Source organism: Bordetella tumulicola (assembly GCF_054779135.1).
This window is the reverse complement of record NZ_BAAGYU010000007.1, coordinates 1,357,721-1,375,696: the sequence shown is the minus strand read 5'-3', so window position 1 is coordinate 1,375,696 and position 17,976 is coordinate 1,357,721. Positions and strand designations below refer to the sequence as shown.

At 60.7% G+C, this 17,976-nt stretch carries 17 protein-coding genes; 9 read left to right on the top strand and 8 right to left on the bottom strand.

Annotation, left to right across the window (positions count from 1 at the left end):
• Nucleotides 1-62 precede the first annotated feature (62 nt).
• The 6 genes from surE (at nt 63) to ACYVDM_RS14625 (ending at nt 5,121) form a co-directional block, all read left to right on the top strand.
• Nucleotides 63-821 carry a 5'/3'-nucleotidase SurE gene (gene surE / locus ACYVDM_RS14650; RefSeq protein ID WP_415792883.1) on the top strand — a complete coding sequence of 253 codons (759 nt, stop codon included), beginning with the start codon at nt 63-65 and terminating at the stop codon, nt 819-821.
• Entirely contained in the window at nt 806-1,624 is an 819-nt protein-coding gene (locus tag ACYVDM_RS14645) for a protein-L-isoaspartate(D-aspartate) O-methyltransferase (protein WP_415792882.1), read from the top strand. The genes surE and ACYVDM_RS14645 overlap by 16 nt, the downstream gene beginning before the upstream one ends.
• A gap of 17 nt (nt 1,625-1,641) precedes the next feature.
• Nucleotides 1,642-2,601 carry a peptidoglycan DD-metalloendopeptidase family protein gene (locus ACYVDM_RS14640; protein ID WP_415792983.1) on the top strand — a complete coding sequence of 320 codons (960 nt, stop codon included), beginning with the start codon at nt 1,642-1,644 and terminating at the stop codon, nt 2,599-2,601.
• The gene (locus ACYVDM_RS14635; RefSeq protein ID WP_415792881.1) at nt 2,598-3,389 is read left to right on the top strand and encodes a 3'-5' exonuclease; all 792 of its coding nucleotides are present in this window, start codon (nt 2,598-2,600) and stop codon (nt 3,387-3,389) included. Before ACYVDM_RS14640 ends, ACYVDM_RS14635 begins: the two co-directional genes overlap by 4 nt.
• 218 nt (nt 3,390-3,607) lie before the next feature.
• Entirely contained in the window at nt 3,608-4,285 is a 678-nt protein-coding gene (locus tag ACYVDM_RS14630) for a hypothetical protein (protein WP_415792880.1), read from the top strand.
• 518 nt (nt 4,286-4,803) lie between these two features.
• Nucleotides 4,804-5,121: a helix-turn-helix domain-containing transcriptional regulator gene (locus tag ACYVDM_RS14625; RefSeq protein ID WP_415792878.1), complete on the top strand. Its 318-nt coding sequence runs from the start codon at nt 4,804-4,806 to the stop codon at nt 5,119-5,121.
• A gap of 27 nt (nt 5,122-5,148) precedes the next feature.
• On the opposite strand, the gene ACYVDM_RS14620 is transcribed toward ACYVDM_RS14625, so the two are convergent.
• The 8 genes from ACYVDM_RS14620 to ACYVDM_RS14585 form a co-directional block, all read right to left on the bottom strand.
• A complete protein-coding gene (locus tag ACYVDM_RS14620; RefSeq protein ID WP_415792877.1) occupies nt 5,149-5,958 on the bottom strand; it encodes an SDR family NAD(P)-dependent oxidoreductase in 810 nt (269 codons plus the stop codon).
• Between the two features lie 67 nt (nt 5,959-6,025).
• Complete coding sequence (locus ACYVDM_RS14615) at nt 6,026-6,349, bottom strand: NIPSNAP family protein (RefSeq protein ID WP_415792876.1); 324 nt, start codon at nt 6,347-6,349, stop codon at nt 6,026-6,028.
• A gap of 43 nt (nt 6,350-6,392) precedes the next feature.
• On the bottom strand, nt 6,393-6,914 hold the full coding sequence (locus tag ACYVDM_RS14610; protein ID WP_415792874.1) for a TRAP transporter small permease: 522 nt from the start codon (nt 6,912-6,914) through the stop codon (nt 6,393-6,395).
• A complete protein-coding gene (locus tag ACYVDM_RS14605; RefSeq protein WP_415792873.1) occupies nt 6,911-8,191 on the bottom strand; it encodes a TRAP transporter large permease in 1,281 nt (426 codons plus the stop codon). The genes ACYVDM_RS14610 and ACYVDM_RS14605 overlap by 4 nt, the downstream gene beginning before the upstream one ends.
• A gap of 63 nt (nt 8,192-8,254) precedes the next feature.
• Nucleotides 8,255-9,247, bottom strand: a complete 993-nt coding sequence (locus ACYVDM_RS14600) for a TRAP transporter substrate-binding protein (RefSeq protein ID WP_415792872.1) — start codon at nt 9,245-9,247, stop codon at nt 8,255-8,257.
• A gap of 80 nt (nt 9,248-9,327) precedes the next feature.
• Nucleotides 9,328-11,013, bottom strand: a complete 1,686-nt coding sequence (locus ACYVDM_RS14595; RefSeq protein ID WP_415792871.1) for a thiamine pyrophosphate-binding protein — start codon at nt 11,011-11,013, stop codon at nt 9,328-9,330.
• Nucleotides 11,014-11,023: 10 nt separating this feature from the next.
• The gene (locus tag ACYVDM_RS14590) at nt 11,024-11,998 is read right to left on the bottom strand and encodes a tripartite tricarboxylate transporter substrate binding protein (RefSeq protein ID WP_415792870.1); all 975 of its coding nucleotides are present in this window, start codon (nt 11,996-11,998) and stop codon (nt 11,024-11,026) included.
• A 162-nt stretch (nt 11,999-12,160) separates the two neighbouring features.
• Nucleotides 12,161-13,066 carry a helix-turn-helix domain-containing protein gene (locus ACYVDM_RS14585; RefSeq protein WP_415792869.1) on the bottom strand — a complete coding sequence of 302 codons (906 nt, stop codon included), beginning with the start codon at nt 13,064-13,066 and terminating at the stop codon, nt 12,161-12,163.
• Nucleotides 13,067-13,454: 388 nt separating this feature from the next.
• Here ACYVDM_RS14585 and kdpA point away from each other — a divergent pair, with 388 nt between their 5' ends.
• From kdpA to kdpC, 3 genes are read left to right on the top strand one after another with little or no spacing between them, the layout of a single operon-like run.
• On the top strand, nt 13,455-15,170 hold the full coding sequence (gene kdpA / locus ACYVDM_RS14580; protein WP_415792868.1) for a potassium-transporting ATPase subunit KdpA: 1,716 nt from the start codon (nt 13,455-13,457) through the stop codon (nt 15,168-15,170).
• Nucleotides 15,171-15,181: 11 nt separating this feature from the next.
• Complete coding sequence (kdpB, locus tag ACYVDM_RS14575) at nt 15,182-17,221, top strand: potassium-transporting ATPase subunit KdpB (protein WP_415792867.1); 2,040 nt, start codon at nt 15,182-15,184, stop codon at nt 17,219-17,221.
• A gap of 10 nt (nt 17,222-17,231) precedes the next feature.
• On the top strand, nt 17,232-17,891 hold the full coding sequence (gene kdpC, locus ACYVDM_RS14570; RefSeq protein WP_415792866.1) for a potassium-transporting ATPase subunit KdpC: 660 nt from the start codon (nt 17,232-17,234) through the stop codon (nt 17,889-17,891).
• Nucleotides 17,892-17,976: the final 85 nt, after the last annotated feature.

Below are 17,976 nucleotides of genomic sequence, written 5' to 3'. Positions count from 1 at the left end.
CGGACATTCTCCAGCGGTACAATCGACGGCGTTTTACTTCGTGTGATTTTTTTGGATACACAATGCGAATTCTGGTGTCGAACGATGATGGTTATAGCGCCCCTGGGCTCGAAGCGCTGGTTGACGCGCTGCAAGGGCTAGGCGAGATCACCGTCGTCGCTCCCGAGACCAATCACAGTGGCGCGTCAAATTCCCTGACCCTTAACCGCCCCTTGACGGTGCGCACCGCCTCCAATGGCTTTGTCTGCGTCAATGGCACGCCCTCCGATTGCGTTCACGTGGCATTGACGGGGTTGGTAGATGCCCGGCCCGATCTGGTGGTATCGGGGATCAACAATGGCGCCAACATGGGCGACGACACCCTGTATTCGGGCACCGTTGCGGCCGCTGCCGAGGCCTATTTGTTCGGGATTCCCGCGATTGCCTTTTCGTTAGTTGAAAAAGGGTGGGAACACCTGGAATCTGCCGCGCGCGCCGCTCGTGTCGTGGTGGAACGACAAATCGCGCAGCCGCTGGCCGCGCCAGTCTTGCTTAACGTCAATATTCCGTGCCGGCCTTTCGAGCAGATGGGCGGCTTGCAAGTCACCCGCCTGGGCAAACGCCATCCGTCAGAGCCCGTCGTTCGCACAACGACACCCTATGGCGATACGGTGTACTGGATTGGCCCCGTCGGCTTGGCGGCTGACGCCTCGCCAGGAACGGATTTTCACGCGATTCTCCAGGGGCAAGTGTCGGTAACACCCTTGCGCCTGGACTTGACCCAACACAGCCAACTGGACGAGATCCGAGGCTGGGCGGAGCCACTATGCGCAAGCCTGTAATTCCGCCAGATCAGCCGGGTCGTCCCAGGACGACCGCGAGTTACAACAAGACGGGGTTGGCGCCCGGCTTTACCGCGACCAATAGCAACACGCGTATTTCGCCCGCCACCCTGGTTCGACCTGCGCCTGCCGGCCAACCTGCGGGCAAGGCCAGCAATCTGGGCCTGAATTCCGATCGTTTGCGCCAGGCCATGGTGCAACGCCTGCGCGATGGCGGGATCACCGACGAGCGTGTGCTCAACGCGATGGCGGCAGTGCCGCGCCATGTCTTTGTGGATGAGGCTTTGGCGAGTCGTGCTTACGAAGACGCCGCGTTGCCGATCGGGCACTCGCAAACGATTTCTCAACCGAAGATCGTGGCGCGGATGATCGCCGCCGTGTGCGAAGACCGCGAGCCGACCCGTGTGCTGGAGGTCGGTGCCGGTTGCGGCTATCAAGCAGCCGTTCTCGCCCAGTTTGTCCGGGAAGTGCACGCGATCGAACGCATTCGCGGGCTTTTTGAATTGGCTCGCAGCAATCTGCGTGCTTTGCGTTTGGCCACGCGCGTACGCTTGATTCACGGCGATGGCATGATAGGGTTACCCGGCATCGCGCCGTTCGATGCTATTGTTGTGGCTGCGGCCGGGCTGGCTATCCCCCAGGCGTTGTTGACACAGTTGGCGCCGGGCGGCCGTCTGATCGCTCCCGAGGGCACGTCCAACCAGAGATTGGTGTTGATTGAACGCACTGGTACTTCGGCTTGGAAGCGCACCGAGTTAGAGGCGGTACGTTTTGTACCGCTTCGGGCCGGAATACAATCTTGAGCAACCAGGAGAACTACATGCTCAACCGGCAGTTATCACTGACCAAACAATCATTTCCCCAGGTGTCGTTTGCTCGGCTGACGCGTCGCGCGGCATGGGTAGCCGGTGTCTTTGGCTTGGCGTTGATAGCGGGGTGCTCGAGCACCACGACGCGCGCGCCGGTCGTCGATTTGTCCAAGGGCGGATCGTCCGGCGGCGTCGGCACCGCGCAACCCGGCCAGACCTACGTGGTCAAGCCCGGCGATACGCTGTACCAGATCGCTCGCAGCTACAATCTCGACGTCAACACGCTCAAGAGCCTGAACAACATCAACGATGCGAATCAACTGAGCGTCGGACAGGTCCTCACGCTGACGGGCACGACGACCGCGAGCGCCGCGACCTCGACGACGCCATCGTCGTCCGCGCCGTCCTCGTCCACCACTACAAAGCCGGTGCCCCTGCCGGACAGTGCCACGGGCACGACGTCGCCGACCACTCCGTCCGATACGACACCCGGCACGACACCGCCGGATACGACGCCTCCTGTTGTGACGCCGCCCGCCACGGCGACGACACCCTCCACGCCGCCTGCCAGCACCGAACCCCCGCCTCCGCGTGCCGACGATGCCAACCTGATTAGCTGGGGATGGCCCGCCAGCGGCCCGATCACGCAATCCTTTACCACCGCCGCCAAGGGCATCGACATCGGCGGCTCGCTGGGCGCTCCCGTGGTCGCCGCGGCCGACGGCAAGGTGATGTACAGCGGCAACGGCGTGCGTGGTCTGGGTAACCTGATCATCATCAATCACCAAAATGGGTTTATTACCGCCTACGCACATAACCAGACTCTGTTGGTGAAGACGGGTGCGGCCGTCAAGCGCGGCTCCAAGATCGCCGAAATCGGCCAGAGCGACACCACGTCGCCGCGACTGCATTTCGAGATCCGCCGTCAGGGCACCCCGGTTGACCCGCTGAAGTACCTGCCGGCGCGATGACCCCGACACTCGTCTTTGACCTGGAAACGCTGCCCGACATAGACGGGTTGCGCAAGCTCAATGGATGGGGGCCCGACGTGCCCGACGATGAGGTCGCCGAGCGTGCCTTTCAGGCGCGCCGCGAGGCCGTCGGGCACGATTTTCTGCCACTGCATCTACAACGCATCGCCGTCATCGGCTGCGTGTTTCGCGATGACCAGGGCTTTCGTGTCAAAACCCTGGGGCAACCCGACGACCCCGAGGCCACCCTGATCAATGGCTTCTTTAAAACCATCGAGCGTTATACGCCCAGGCTGGTCAGCTGGAACGGCTCGGGGTTTGATTTGCCGGTGTTGCACTATCGTAGTCTGATTCATGGTGTGCCCGCGCCGCGCTATTGGGATACCGGTGACGAGGACCGCGACTTCAAGTACAACAACTACATCAGTCGTTATCACAACCGTCATATCGACCTGATGGACCTGCTGGCCAAGTACAACGGGCGTGCCAATGCGCCACTCGACGAGCTTGCCAAGCTTTGCGGTTTTCCCGGCAAACTGGGCATGGACGGCGGACAGGTATGGCCCGCGTGGCAAGCCGGTCGCGCAGACGAGGTCCGCGCGTATTGCGAAACCGACGTCGTCAACACCTGGCTCGTGTATTGCCGATTCCGTTTCTTGCGCGGCGAGCTCGACACAGCGTCCTATCAAGCCGAGATCGACCTGGTACGCGAGACCCTGCAGGCCAGCAATGCGCCGCACTGGCAGGAATACCTGGCGACCTGGGACGCGACGCCCTCGACGCCCTGAGCCTGCGCTGTGAGCCTGTCCTGAGACTGCGCTAGCGGGCAGGGCGGTACAGCGGGGTGGTGCCAGACCGCGGCGTTTTGTCAAAGCCGCGTGCCATGTCAAACCAAAGCGACTCTGCCGCGCAATCGACTGAAATATTCCCCGCCGATCCGAAATTCGCTTGTAACGGCTCAAACCGGACAATGGCTTCGCGTTCCACTCTTTCAGGAGTTCACAATATGTCCCGATACGCGATCCGTTCCTCTCTGGCTGCCCTGGGTTTCATCGTTGCCGCTACCGGCATGTCCGGTACCGTCATGGCCGCGTCCGAAACCGCACCGACTGCGGCTGAGACTAAACAAAATACCGACAAGCTTGGCGAGCGTCATGGTCATTATGGTGATAAACACGGCCATCGTCATGGTGGCAAGCATGGCTATCATCACCGTGCCGAAATGCGCGACGGGTTTTTTGTGCCTGGTGTAGGCCCGCTGTCCAAGACGCAGGTCGAGTCGCTTAAGCTCGATGCCAAGCAACAAGCGTCCTTTGACGAGGCCAAGCAAGCGCAGACCGACATGTTCAAAGCCATGCGCGAACATGGTGGCAAGCGTCACGAACTGCTGTCGACACAGCTCCAGGACGGCAAGCTCGATCCGCATGCCCTGATCGCCGACGAAGACGCTCGCCGCGAAAAATTCCGCGAGCAATCCACCGAAGTCCGCGGCAAATGGCTGGCTGCCTGGGATAGCCTCAACAGCACCCAGCATCAGCAAGTGACCGAGTGGGTCAAAGAGCGCCAAACCAAATTGGAAGCGCGCAAGGCCAAGCGGCAAGAGCGGCTGGCGCAACGCCAGGCCCGCCACGACGCCAAGGCGGCAGATGAAGCCAAACCCGCTCCGGCTACCTCAGCCAATTAATGCCTGATTAATTACCCTTGATCTGGTAGCCCGTACGGGGCAGTTGCTTAACAGCGACTGCCCCGTTTGTCGTGACTGCACGGGCCGTGGGGTATATGGGTGAAGGCAGCACTGATGTCGCAGCGATGGAGCTCATCCGTTCGGATTCTCATGTCCACGCCGGGAGTCGAAGAGGCATCGTTGTCAGTGCGTAGGACAGGTCTGATATTTTTATATAACTGGCTAAATATCCAGTATTTCGCCTGGCGACGATAGCATCAACGACATGAACATCAACACGGAACGCGGTCGCGACACCGATGCGGTAGGTAATGTTTTAGCGAGTAAGGTTTTAGCGAGTAAGCCTTCTGCCTGGTCTTCAGCCTATCCAGTAATTCGATCTGATTGACTGTTATTCGTTAATAAACGAAAATGACTTCCTACCGAATTGAACATTATCTGACCGCTAACGAGCAGCACGATCATTATTTGAATTGGGGCTGTGAGTTATTGGCAGGACTGGCAAGGGAGAAATGACGATGAGAAGCAGGGGACATGATGAGGCGATGGCCGAGCTGTATCGCAGCGATCCGGCCCTTGCTCTCGATGTGATCAATGGCGTGCTTGAAGACGACAATCAGGCGGAGTTGCTGACTGTGCTGCGACAGCTTGCGCAGGCGTTCGGCGGCGTACAGATGGTGGCGGAACAGGCACACCTGAACCCGACACAGCTTTATCGGACGCTATCACCCAAGGGGAATCCCGCCTTGAGTAGCCTGACGGCTATTCTCAAGGCGATGGGACTACGGTTGGCGGTGCGGCCGATACACTCATCGGCCGCTGCACACGCAACTTAAAAGCGCCACCGTGAGGAGGCCGCCTTCTTACTCTGACGGACGCGTGGCGGTCAGCCCCGTTGGGGCGCCGTCGATCGCTGTCCAGCCACCATCGACGGCCAGCGAAGTGCCGGTGATGTAGCTGGCCGCGTCCGATGCCAGGAAGGCCACGGCCGAACCAACTTCCGAGGCCTGGCCCCAACGGTTGAACACGGTATGGGATGCGTAGGTGTCGTAGATGTCGCGGCGTTCTTTCAGGGGCGCGGTGAGCCGTGTTTCGATAACGCCGGGCATGACGGCGTTGACCCGTACACCATAGGCGCCGGCTTCGGCGGCGAATCCCTTGATCATCTGGGCAATACCGGCCTTGGATGCCGCGTAGATGCCCAGGCCCGGCTCGATCGTGACTGCGCGCATCGACGAGCACAGCACCAGGCTGCCACTGCCCTGTTTCATCATCGGCGCGCCGAACGCGCGCAGAAAGCGAAACGCGCCTTTGAGATTCAGGTTCATGACCTGGTCGAATTCATCTTCGGTGTAGTCCACGATCAGTTTGCGGATATTCAGCGCCGGCGTGGTGACCGCAATGTCGACCCGGCCGTGCGCGGATAGCGTGCGCGAGGCCAGCTCGGCAATGTCGGCACCGCTGGCCCCGTCTGTCGTATGCCATTCGGCTGAACCCGATAGAGCGATTTGTTCCGCGGTGGCCTGCACGGCCTGCGCATCGCGATCGGCGCACACCACATGCGCACCCAGTGCACCCAGTGCATGGGCCGATGCTTGGCCGATGCCTGATCCGGCGCCCAGCACGACGGCAATCTTGCCGGTCAGATCAAAAAGTTGACGGTAGTTCTGCATGATCGATACTCGTATGGCGGATAAGGTAAGGAACGGGTAGCAGGCCTTGGACCTGGCCCGTTCGCGGTCAGGCTTTCGGGGTAAAGAAAGACACCGGCGTCATCAGTTGATTGCGCTGTGCCAACAGGCAACCGGCTTCGGCACTGCGGATCAGGTACTGGGCCCACTCGGGATCGGACTGCAGCGCGGCGCGCTTGCGCGCGCGATCGGCGGCGTCTTCGTAAACCCAGATGTGCACGTAGCTATTGACGTCGCCGGTTTCGGTCTGCATGTAGGCCAGGGGTTCGCCCAGATGGCGGCGTTGCACATCAAAGCCGTGCTCGGCATATAGCGCCAAGTGTTTCTTGATCTTGCCGGGATGGCACGTATAGGTTCTGACGTCGTAAAGCATAGAAACGCTCCGGTGTTGGGGGGATGAAATCGATCTGCGCCGGCTACTGCAGGCGTGTCTCGGTGACGGTTGGGGCTGGTTTGGGCGATGTGGCCCGAATGGCGAGCCAGACGTCGCGTAGTGCATATAGCGTCATCAGCAGGCCAGCGATCGGCAGGCAGGCATAGGCCCACGCCTGCGGTAACTCGAGTACGGGCGTCGTCGCGGCCGTGCGGGCAACGAAGCGGGCGCCATACACCAGCAGCACGCCGGCAAATAGCAGTCCCACCAGTGCGACGATCAGTCGATGCAGCCGTTGCCCGGACTTGCCGGCCAGATAGTCGGGTAGCAAGGTGATCGTGAAGTGATCACACTCACGCCAAAGCGCGCTGGCGCCGATAAAAACCATCCAGGCAAAAAGCGTGGTGACGACTTCGTCAAACCAGGCGATTCCGAACCAGCCGGTTGCACGGCCGATGATATTGATAGCCAGTAAAACTGTCAGGCTGACCAGGCAGGCGATGGTAAAGAGCCGTAGCGTCGCGCCGATGGCGCGATCCAGGCGAATGAGCAACGTGTCTTTCATAGCAGCGTCCTCGGCAGCCACAGTGAGACGGCGGGCCAATAGGCCACCATCAGAGTGATGGCCGCAATGGCGATCAACAGTGGCCACAATTCAGCCACGATCTCTCCCACTTTGACCCCCGACACACTGCTGACCGCAAACAGCAAAATACCGACCGGTGGTGTCAGCAGCCCGATCATCGAACACATGACCATCAACATGCCGAACTGAACTGGATCCATGCCGATCTGGGTGATGATGGGCATGAAAATGGGTACCGTGATGATGATGACGGCCACGCCCTCGAGGAACAGACCGAGGGCTATCAACACCAGGACGACCAGCGCAGTGATTTCCCAGGGTACCGTCGACACGGACATGATGGCCTGGATCATCGCGTCGGGAATGCGTTTATGCACCAGGAACCAGGTCAGGAAGCCGGCCGAGGCGATGATAAACAGCACGCGCAGCGTGTGCTGCAGCGCCGTCCAGATGATGCCTGGCAGATCGGACACGCGGAATTCTTTGTAGACGAACAGTCCCAGTGCCAGGCAATAAAGGACGGCGATGACGCCGCCTTCGGTGGGCGTGAAATAACCGCTGGCCAGACCACCGATGATGATGACCGGCGCCAGCATGGGAAGCAGCGCGCCCATGAACGATTCGCGCAATTCACGCAGACTGGCGCGGCGTTCAACGGGGTACCGCCGATGCCGCGAGATGAACCAGATCGCAATCATCAAGGCGGCAGTCAACAACAGGCCGGGTACGATGCCCGCAATAAACAGCTGCACGACCGAGACGCCCGTCAGGCCACCGAAGATCACCATGGGAACACTGGGCGGAAAGACTGGGCCGATCGTTGCCGACGCGGCCGTGACGGCGGCCGAGAACTTGGGCTCGAAGCCCGCATCGTTCATTGCCTTTATCTCGACCTGACCCATCCCGGCGGCATCGCCCACGGCGGTGCCCGACATGCCCGAGAAAATCAGGCTGCCCACGACATTGACCTGCGCCAGTCCACCGGTGAAGTGGCCAACGAGGGCATGTGCGAACCGGAATATCCGGTCGGTGATGCCGCCCGTGTTCATCAGCGAACCGGCCAGAATAAAGAACGGAATGGCCAGCAATGTAAAGCCCGATGAGGCAGAGTACATGCGCTGCGCAATCATGGTCAGGGCTTGTAGCTCGCCTGCCAGCATATAGCTGATGATCGCGGTGACACCCAGCGCCATCGCGATGGGCACTCCGAACATGATGAGGGCCAGGAGGCCGCCCACGACGAATACGGCTTGCATAGGATTTCCCTTTGTGTTGCGGCGAGGCGGATCGGCGCTGCGTGCGCCGTCCGCGCGACGCACTTATTTCGACAACATGTCCAGGAAAGTCTTCATGTTTTCTTGACCGGCGTAGTCGGCCACCCGGTCATAGGCGGGTTGCATGAGCGCACGGAACTTGGCGATGTCGGGGCGTGTGACCTTCACGCCCGCGGCCTCGATCTTGGCGATTTCGGCGGATTCTTGTTCGGCGACGAGCTTGCGCATGAGCAGGCCGGCGGATCGGCTTTCTTCACGCAGGATGGTTTGTTGCTCAGGTGTCAGCTTTTCCCAGCTTGAACGACTGATCACGTGTGTCATGCTGTTGTAGACATGCTGAGTCAGCGCCAGATTTTTCTGCACTTCGTAGAGCTTGAAGTGATAGATCACGCCGATGGGATTCTCCTGGCCGTCGACAACGCCCTGGTTCAGCGCCGCCACCAGTTCCGGAAAAGCGATCTGCGTGGTTGTGGCGCCTGCCGCCTCCAGTGCCGCCATGATCTGCAATTCCGGAGGGGTCCGCAGCTTCAGGCCTTTCATATCCTCGGGCGTATTGATCGGGTGCTTCGAATTGGTCACATTGCGAAAACCGTATTCCCAGGTCGACAGCAGCACCAAACCCTTTTTCTCGAGGCGCGGCGCGACCCAATTATAGAAGGGGCCATCCAGCACCCGGTGTGCATCGGCGTAGCTCGAGAATGCATACGGCGTCATGACGGTCGCGAAGGCTTTCTCGTACTTGTCCAGGGCGCCCTGCGTGGGCAGATTCATGTCAATGACGCCCATCGTGGTTTGCTCCAGTTGATCGGGCGGCGAACCTAATTGATTGGCGGGATACAGTTCGATCAATACGTCGCCGTTCGTGCGTGCCTCGACGTTTTTCTTCAGTTGCAGCGCGGCGGTATGGGCGGGATGTGATTCGGCCGCGAAATGGGCTAGCTTGAGTGTGGTGGCGGCCTGTGCCCCCGCCAGTGATGTCAACGCCAGACTTGCCGTCAGCATCAGACGGATAAGTGGGTGAGCTGAGGTCTTGTGCATTACTGTCTCCTTTTTTGTGGTGGTTATATGCCGCTTGTTACGGCTTTTCTACGGTGGCCCTGTGGGGGCGCACACGTTGTTTACACGGCGGCGCGCAACGCGCGTTCGCGAAGTTCGCTCAAGGTGGCGCGCGGCGTCAGGATCTCGGGCTCGATTTCAAGCTCTATCAAGGTTGCACCAGATGAGGCCAGCGCGCGCTGCAATGCCGGCGCGAACCCGGCGCTATGGCTCACCCGTTCGGCCTGTAGTCCGAACGATTGCGCGTACATGACGAAATCCGGGTTGCACAGATCGGTTCCGATGGGGCGGCCGGGGTAATTGTTCTCTTGATGCATGCGGATCGTGCCGTACATGCCGTTGTTGAAGACGATGAACACGATGGCCAGGCCATATCGGCGTACCGTAGCCAGTTCTTGCGAGGTCATCAAAAAACAGCCATCGCCCGCCAGACAGACGACCTGCCGATTGGGGTGATGCAACTTGGCAGCGATCGCCGCCGGCACACCATATCCCATGGCACCGCTGGTGGGAGCAAGCTGGCTGTGCGGGTGCGAGAATGGGTAGTAGCGATGTGCCCAGGCGCTGTAGTTGCCAGCGCCATTGGTCAGAATCGCATCCGGTGCCAGAGTATCGCGCAACGTCACGATGACCTCGGCCGGGTCCAGCCGCGCGTCGCGAGGCGTCGGTACGACATAGCGTTCGTAGTTGCCGCGCAACGTCTCGCGCCATGCCCGGCGCGGTGTCGAGTCGACCGAGGGCAGGGCGGCCGCGGCTTGTGCGAAGGCATTCATGTCACTTTGCACCAGGACTTCCGCCTGATAGACGCGGCCCAGTTCTTCGGCCGCCGTCAGCACATGGACGAGCCGCTGACGCGGCACAGGTACGTCGAGCAGCGTATAGCCGCTGGTCACCATTTCTCCCAGCCGCGTCCCGACGGCGATCAGGACATCGGCCTCGCGCACGGCATTGGCCAGCGCCGGATTGACGCCGATGCCAACCTCGCCGACGTAATGGGAATGACGGTTGTCAAACAGGTCTTGTCGACGGAATGCGCAGGCCACGGGCAGATCGTTCCGTATGGCAAATTGCGTGATGGCTTCGCGCCCGGACAGATCCCAGCCTGTGCCACCGAGCAGCAGTAATGGGCGCTGGGCCTGCGCCAGGCAGGCGTGCAGGCGTTGCATGGCGTCGGGCGCCGGATGTGCCTGCGGTACGATGGCCACCGCGGTGTCGATCGGGAATGCCGATTCCGTCAGCATGTCTTCGGGCAACGCCAGCACGACAGGCCCGGGCCGACCGGACTGCGCGACCGCGAATGCGCGGGCCATCAATTCAGGGACGCGCGCCGCATCGTCTATCTGGGCCACCCACTTCACAAAGGGGCCGAACATGCGCCGATAGTCGATTTCCTGAAAGGCCTCGCGTTCAATCATATCGCGGCCGACCTGGCCCACGAGCAGGATCATCGGCGTAGAGTCCTGGAAAGCGGTGTGCACGCCGATGCTGGCGTTCGTGGCGCCCGGTCCCCGGGTCACCATGCAGACGCCGGGCCGGCCCGTCAGTTTTCCGTGTGCCTCGGCCATGAAGGCGGCGGCGCCTTCGTGGCGGCAGGCGACGACACGTATCGCGTCCTGATGGGAATACAGCGCGTTCAGGACATCGAGATAGCTCTCGCCCGGCACGCAGAAGACCGTATCGGTATGTTGTGCAAGCAGGGCATCGACAATCAGTTGTCCGCCGGTGCGCAGTCTGGAATGGTCGCTCATTATTTATCCGTCAGTTGACCGAAGCGCCAGAGGCTTCTACCAGCGCGCGCCAGCGCTCCACTTCCTGTTCCACATAGGGTTGGAACGCGGCATGGCCGTCACCGATGGGATCGGCGCCCAGGCTCTTGAGTTTGTCTTGCACGGCGGGTGCGGCCACACTTTCGGTAATGGCGGTGGATAGGCGTTCGACGACATCGGGCGGTGTGCCGGCGCGCACGAACAGACCAAACCACGAGCGCGCCGTCATGTCAGCGAAGGGCGTTTCGCTGAAAGCGGGCACGTCAGGCAGTGCGGTGTGCCGCTGTTTGCCCGTTACGGCGATGGGCTTGAGGCGTCCCCCCTGTACCTGCGACAGGACTTCGGGCAGGTTGGCGAACATGAACTGGACCTGTCCGCCAATCAGATCATTGAGCGCGAGCGCGCCACCCTTGTAAGGAACGTGGATGGCGTGTCCATCGGACAGCGAATTGAATTGTGCGCCGGCCAGGTGCGCAGCCGTTCCGGTGCCTCCCGAGGCGTAGGCGATTTTGTCGCCCTGGGACTTCACGTAAGCCGACATCTCGGCGGCGGTGCCGGCGGGCACCTGGGTATTGACCACCAACAGCAAGGGAACGGACGCCAGGTTGGACAGGCCAGTCAGGTCTTTGGTCAGGCTGTAGTCCAGGTTACGGTACAGGGTGGCATTGATGGCGTGACTGGACGTCGCCATCAGTAGCGTATAGCCGTCCGCATCGGCACGGGCTGCCGCACTGGCACCTATATTGCCGTTGGCGCCCGCGCGGTTTTCCACAATAACGGGTTGTCCGAGCTTGTTGGCCATTTCGTCGGCCACGGTCCGGGCAATGACATCGGTGGCGCCACCGGCCGCGAACGGGACGATAATGCGAAGCGGTCGTTCAGGGAAGGCGGCGGCAGCAACACCGCAGGACATCGCCAGCGTCGTCGCCAGCAAGGGGCGCAACAGGCGCGCAAGGGTCTGGTTCATATATGTCTCCGATTGTGCCCGGCCATTCGAGGGTGGCCGTGGGTAAGCGGTCATGGATGCCACGCCGCGTGGCGGCAGGCATTCGGCTTGAAGACACTGTACGCAGGATAGGAAGATGACCGTTAGGACGGATCAGTGCTTGAATTGCACTTTTTCGCGGCGTCAGTCGCGCAGGCTGAGAAAGGTGCGGCGAAACTCGCCCGGCGTCAGCGACGTGTGCTTTTTAAAGAAGCGGGTGAAGTAGGCCGGATCCTCGAAATTCAGATGAAAGGCGACCTCGGCAATGCCGGCTTCGGTATTGCTCAGCAAGCGCTTGGCCTCGAGTACCACGCGATCCTGGATCAGTTGGCCGGCAGTGCGGCCCATCGTACGCTTGACGGCTTCGTTGAGCTGGCGTTCGCTGACAAACAGGGCATCAGCATAATCGCGGATGCTGCCGAATGTCAGATAACGTTCTTCGATCAGCAAGGTGAATCGCTTGACCAGCGAATAGCTGGGGCCGGCGGTGAGCGTGCGTTCATCCACCGGATACAAGCGGCGCAACTGAGTCAGCAAGATAAGCAGGTACGAGCGCACGACGTCATAGCGGCCCAATTGACGTGCTTGCACTTCCTGCTCCATGGCCTGCAACAGCGGCAACATGTCGTCGTGTTGTTCCGCGCTGAGATACAGCACCGGGTGGCCGCTGGTGGGGTGGAAAAAGGGAAACTTGGCGATATCGTCGGCACGCGGAAACATATGCGTAAAGAACGCCGTGCTGATATTCAAGACATAGCCTTGCGGCGCCACCGACGAACTCCAGGCGTGCAGTTGTCCCGGCGCCAGGAAAAATACCGAGCGATCACGCACATCGAGATGCTGAAAATCCAGCATGTGCGTACCGTGAGCCTGCGTCATCCACAAGATGTGATAGTAGGCGTGGCGGTGCGGAAAGCCGCGCGGGATCTCCGGTCGGCTTTGCAGTCTGACCAAATCGAAATAAAACGATCCTTCGCCCGCAAAATCCGTGGATTCGAATGTGGGAAAGTCCGCTGTGTGGCCATGGTCGGCATCAAGCGCCCGGGTCATATCGGTATAGGCTCAGGTTGATTATGGTCGTGCCTTCGAGGTGAAAACTTTACCACTGTCGTCGTGCACTGCGTCCCAAGGCGGTGCTATTCGTGCTGGTTTGCAGTGAATACACGCCGACGCGGTTATTGGCCGCGCGATCTGCGGGATTTACGCAGAATTTACGCAAAAAGCCCTTCCTTGAATAGAGAATTTACGGGACTTAGTTGAATACTTGAGCATGGCTATTTCGCCATTTATTAGCGAAGAACAAGCATGCTTTTCAAGAATACTCGGCCGGTTGGCCCTGGGGCATATGAACAGCGCGAGGCTCGGCGGCACCCACGGCGCCGATGTGCTGCGCCGCGCACGCCCATCCGGCACATAGGTGTCGACGGAGTTTCCCATCATGATTGAGTTCTTATTGTTTCTGGTGCTGGTGATTGTCCTGGGGTGGCCTCTGGGCCGCTACCTGGCGGCGGTCATGCGCGGCGCACCCATGCGCAGTGACTTCCTATTTCGCTGGATCGAGCGCCCCATTTATGGGCTGCTGGGCACTCGCTCTGAGACCGGCATGAGCTGGCGCGGCTATGCCAGCGCCTTTCTGTTGAGTAATTTGTTGCTTGCGCTGGCGGTCTGGGTGATTTTCATGACCCAAGCCTGGCTGCCGTTGAATCCGGACGGCATCCCCAACATGAGTTGGGACTTGGCGCTGCACACGATGGTGTCCTTTCTGACGAATACCAATCAGCAGCACTATTCTGGTCAAGCCCAACTCTCCTACTTCTCGCAGATGACGGGAATCGTCGGCCTGCAGGTCATCACGCCCGTGATGGGATTGGCGGTGGTCGCGGCTACCTTGCGTGGTTTATTCGGTGGTCGTCAAGCCGGCATGTCACAGGTTACGGGTGATTCCACTGTCGCGATCGATGTCGGCAACTACTGGACAGATGTGACGCGTGCGACGCTGCGCTTCGTGTTACCGCTGTGCCTGATTCTGTCGGTGCTGCTCACTTCCCAAGGCGTGCCGGCCACGCTGCAGGCGGGCCCCGTGGCCAGTCCGATCGATGCGCCCGCGGAGTTCAAGGAACAGAAAATCCCGCTCGGTCCGGTGGCGCCGATGGTGGCTATCAAGCAGTTGGGTAGCAATGGCGGGGGATGGTACGGCCCAAACAGTACGGTTCCCCTGGAAAACCCGACGCCGCTATCGAATTTTCTGGAACTGCTTGCCATCGCCCTCATTCCGGTATCGATCATTTTCATGATCGGCGCCTTTACCGGTCGCAAGAAGTTCGGCGCCATGGTTTTCGGGACGATGTTGACCCTATCCGTGGTCTCCATGGGATTGTCGCTGTGGTCGGAGGCTTACAACACCGCGTCGGACAGTGCCCTGATGGAGGGTAAGGAGGTGCGCCTGGGGGCGGATGCCTCCGCTTTGTGGGCCGCTGCCACCACCCAGGTCAACAACGGCTCGGTCAACCTGATGCTGGATTCGGCGGCGCCGCTGACGGGCATGGTGGCGATGTCCAATATGTTGATCAACGCCATTTGGGGCGGTGTCGGTTGCGGGCTGCAGCAATTCATCGTGTATCTGTTGCTGAGTGTGTTCATCGCGGGGTTGATGACGGGCCGAACGCCCGAGTTGTTCGGTCGAAAAATCGAGGGACCGGAAGTCAAGCTCCTTGCCGTCCTGGTGCTCTGGCAGCCATTGGTGATCCTGGGCTTTACCGCCGTCACGCTGGCGGTGCCCGGCCTGGCGGGCAATTCCAACCCCGGGTTCCATGGCATCAGCCAGGTGTTCTATGAATACACCTCTGCCTTTGCCAACAACGGCTCCGGCTTTGAAGGCCTCGGCGATGCGACCCTCTGGTGGAACGTCACCTGCGCCTTTGTGCTGGCCGCGGGGCGCTATCCCGCGCTGGTCATTCCACTGGCGATTGCCGCCATGCTGGCGCGCAAGCGTCGCGCACCCGAGAGTTCGGGCAGCCTGCAGGTGGAAACGCCCACCTTTGCCATCACGCTGATTGGCATTGTCGTCATTCTTACGCTGTTGCAGTTCATGCCCGTGCTGGTCCTTGGCCCCGTTGCCGACCATCTGGCCCTGATGCCGCTACTGGCACGTTGAAGGAACCCAAATTGAATACGACAAACGATAACGAACGCTTCAATCGTTCGGGTAAAACTATCGAGCCTAGTCTCAAACCGGCGTTGATCGACGCATTCGTGAAACTCGCCCCGCAGCACATCGTTAAAAATCCGGTGATGGCCCTGGTCTGGGCCGGTACGGTGCTGACGGCAGGTGCGACGTTGGCGGGTTTCGCGACGCCCGGTTTCGGTTGGGCGGTGACGGTCATTCTGTTCATCACGGTCTTGTTCGCCAACTTTGCCGAAGCGGTTGCCGAGGCTCGCGGTCGAGGCCAGGCGGCATCGCTGCGACGGGCGCGCAAAAACTTGATGGCGCGCCGCATCGACGAGTCGGGCAAAGAAACGAGTATTCCGGCGTCCGACTTGCGCGCGGGCGACCAGGTGCTGATCGAAGCGGGGCAATTGATCCCGGCCGATGGCGAGATTGTGGAAGGCCTGGCCACGATCAACGAAGCGGCCGTGACAGGTGAATCCGCCCCGGTGCTGCGCGAAGCTGGCACCGATCGCTCGGGCGTCATCGGCGGCACCACGGTGCTATCGGACCGCATCGTCGTGCGTATCACGGCCGAACCTGGCAACAGTTTTCTCGATCGCATGATCGCGCTGGTCGAAGGCTCTAATCGGCAAAAAACGCCTAACGAGATTGCGTTGGGCATCCTGCTGATGGTGATGACGCTGACTTTCACGATCGTGGTAGTGACATTACCGTTCATCGGTGGTTTTGTGGGCGTGGAGGTCAACATCGTGTTGCTGATCGCGCTGCTCGTCTGCCTGATACCCACGACCATCGGGGGCCTGCTGCCGGCCATAGGCATTGCGGGTATGAACCGCGCCCTCAAGGCCAATGTGCTGGCCAAGTCAGGCAAAGCCGTGGAAGTCGCGGGCGACGTGGATGTGCTGCTGCTGGACAAGACCGGCACTATCACCTACGGTGACCGCCAGGCCGTTGCCTTTCATGCATTGGCCGCAACGGATGCTTCCCAATTGCGCCAGGCCGCGCTGCTGGCGTCGCTGGCCGACCCTACGCCCGAGGGCAAGTCCGTCGTTAAGCTCGCCCGCGAGCAGGGCGAGCAGATCGCGGATCCGGACAACGCCCGCTTCGTGCCGTTCTCGGCCCAGACTCGCATGTCAGGCGTGGACCTACCGGGTGAGCGTGTGATCCGCAAGGGTTCTCTGGATGCGATTGCTCAACATGTGCAATCCCTGGATGGGCACATTCCCGCCGAACTGCAAGCTCGCGTGACGCAGGTTGCCCGCACCGGCGCCACGCCGCTGGTGGTCAGCGATGGTCGCCACGTACTGGGCGTCATCGAACTGTCCGACGTGATTAAACACGGCATCAAAGAGCGCTTTGCACGATTACGCGAGATGGGAATCAAGACGGTGATGATCACCGGCGACAATAAACTGACCGCGGCCAGTATTGCCGCCGAGGCGGGGGTGGACGACTATATCGCCGAGGCCCGGCCCGAGGACAAGCTCGGCCGTATTCGCGCCGAGCAAGCGAGCGGGCGACTTGTAGCCATGGTGGGCGACGGCACCAATGATGCACCGGCGCTCGCTCAGGCCGATATCGGTTTAGCGATGAACTCCGGCACACAGGCGGCCAAAGAGGCCGGCAACATGGTGGACTTGGATTCCGACCCGACCAAGCTGTTGGCGGTGGTCGAGATTGGCAAACAGCAACTAATTACCCGCGGCGCGTTGACCACCTTTTCGCTGGCCAATGATGTCTCAAAGTACTTCGCGATCCTGCCTGCCTTGTTCGCGGTCGCGATTCCGCAAATGGCCGTCCTGAACGTCATGCGCCTTTCCAGTCCGACCAGCGCAGTGTTATCCGCGTTGATCTTCAACGCCGTGATCATTCCGTTGCTGATTCCGCTGGCGCTACGCGGTGTGCGCTTCAAGCCCGCGAGCGCAACAGCGCTGCTGCGCAACAACATGTTGGTCTACGGTGTGGGTGGCATCCTGCTTCCCTTCATCGCCATCAAACTGATCGACGTCGTGCTGTCGGCGCTGTTCAATGTCTAAGGAGAATGTCATGACGACTTCAACGACTCCCACCGTGTTCACGGCTTCGTCAGCGGCGTCCGGCGTTTGCGACAAGGGTGTGCTTCGGGCCGCTATGGGGCTGACGGTGATTGTCCTCGTCGGATTCGGTTTCGTATATTCGCTCGTGGGTGTAGGGTTGGGCCAGGCATTTTTCCCCAACGCCGCCAACGGCAGCCTGATCGAACTTAATGGCAAGGTCATCGGCTCCGCTTTAGTGGCGCAGCCATTCACGAGCGATCGCTATTTTCAACCTCGTCCTTCCGCCTCCAGCTATAGTGCCATGTCGCTGGCGGGCAGCAACCAGGCGCGCACCAACCCCGATATGCGCAAGCGACTCGATGAGACCCGGGCTGCCGTTGCACAAAGGGATGGCGTGGCGCCGTCCGTCGTCCCCAGCGACCTGGTCACTCAGTCCGGCGCCGGGATCGATCCGCACGTAAGTCCGCAGGGCGCAGCCATCCAGATCGACCGCGTGGCACGTGCCCGAGGCATCAGTCCTGCGACGGTCGTGAAACTGGTCGGGCAGCACACCGAATCGCGCCAGCTTGGCGTGTTGGGTCAGCCGCGTGTGAATGTGCTCGAACTCAACATCGCACTGGATAGCCTGCCGGCCAATACGCCCGTCCGGTTACCGGCACGCACCCAATGAGCCCGCTGAGCGCATACTTGCCGTCACCTGTGGCGGCAAGACCTGCCTCGGGGCCCGTATCGTCGGCAAGGCGTAATCTATGGGT

Coding starts and splice junctions, on each gene's coding strand:
- ACYVDM_RS14615 (WP_415792876.1), bottom strand. CDS start 6,349: ATGCTTTACGACGTCAGAACCTATACGTGCCATCCCGGCAAGATCAAG.
- ACYVDM_RS14610 (WP_415792874.1), bottom strand. CDS start 6,914: ATGAAAGACACGTTGCTCATTCGCCTGGATCGCGCCATCGGCGCGACG.
- ACYVDM_RS14595 (WP_415792871.1), bottom strand. CDS start 11,013: ATGAGCGACCATTCCAGACTGCGCACCGGCGGACAACTGATTGTCGAT.
- ACYVDM_RS14590 (WP_415792870.1), bottom strand. CDS start 11,998: ATGAACCAGACCCTTGCGCGCCTGTTGCGCCCCTTGCTGGCGACGACG.
- kdpC (WP_415792866.1), top strand. CDS start 17,232: ATGACGACTTCAACGACTCCCACCGTGTTCACGGCTTCGTCAGCGGCG.
- ACYVDM_RS14640 (WP_415792983.1), top strand. CDS start 1,642: ATGCTCAACCGGCAGTTATCACTGACCAAACAATCATTTCCCCAGGTG.
- ACYVDM_RS14630 (WP_415792880.1), top strand. CDS start 3,608: ATGTCCCGATACGCGATCCGTTCCTCTCTGGCTGCCCTGGGTTTCATC.
- kdpA (WP_415792868.1), top strand. CDS start 13,455: ATGATTGAGTTCTTATTGTTTCTGGTGCTGGTGATTGTCCTGGGGTGG.
- ACYVDM_RS14645 (WP_415792882.1), top strand. CDS start 806: ATGCGCAAGCCTGTAATTCCGCCAGATCAGCCGGGTCGTCCCAGGACG.
- ACYVDM_RS14605 (WP_415792873.1), bottom strand. CDS start 8,191: ATGCAAGCCGTATTCGTCGTGGGCGGCCTCCTGGCCCTCATCATGTTC.
- ACYVDM_RS14635 (WP_415792881.1), top strand. CDS start 2,598: ATGACCCCGACACTCGTCTTTGACCTGGAAACGCTGCCCGACATAGAC.
- surE (WP_415792883.1), top strand. CDS start 63: ATGCGAATTCTGGTGTCGAACGATGATGGTTATAGCGCCCCTGGGCTC.
- ACYVDM_RS14625 (WP_415792878.1), top strand. CDS start 4,804: ATGAGAAGCAGGGGACATGATGAGGCGATGGCCGAGCTGTATCGCAGC.
- ACYVDM_RS14620 (WP_415792877.1), bottom strand. CDS start 5,958: ATGCAGAACTACCGTCAACTTTTTGATCTGACCGGCAAGATTGCCGTC.
- ACYVDM_RS14585 (WP_415792869.1), bottom strand. CDS start 13,066: ATGACCCGGGCGCTTGATGCCGACCATGGCCACACAGCGGACTTTCCC.
- ACYVDM_RS14600 (WP_415792872.1), bottom strand. CDS start 9,247: ATGCACAAGACCTCAGCTCACCCACTTATCCGTCTGATGCTGACGGCA.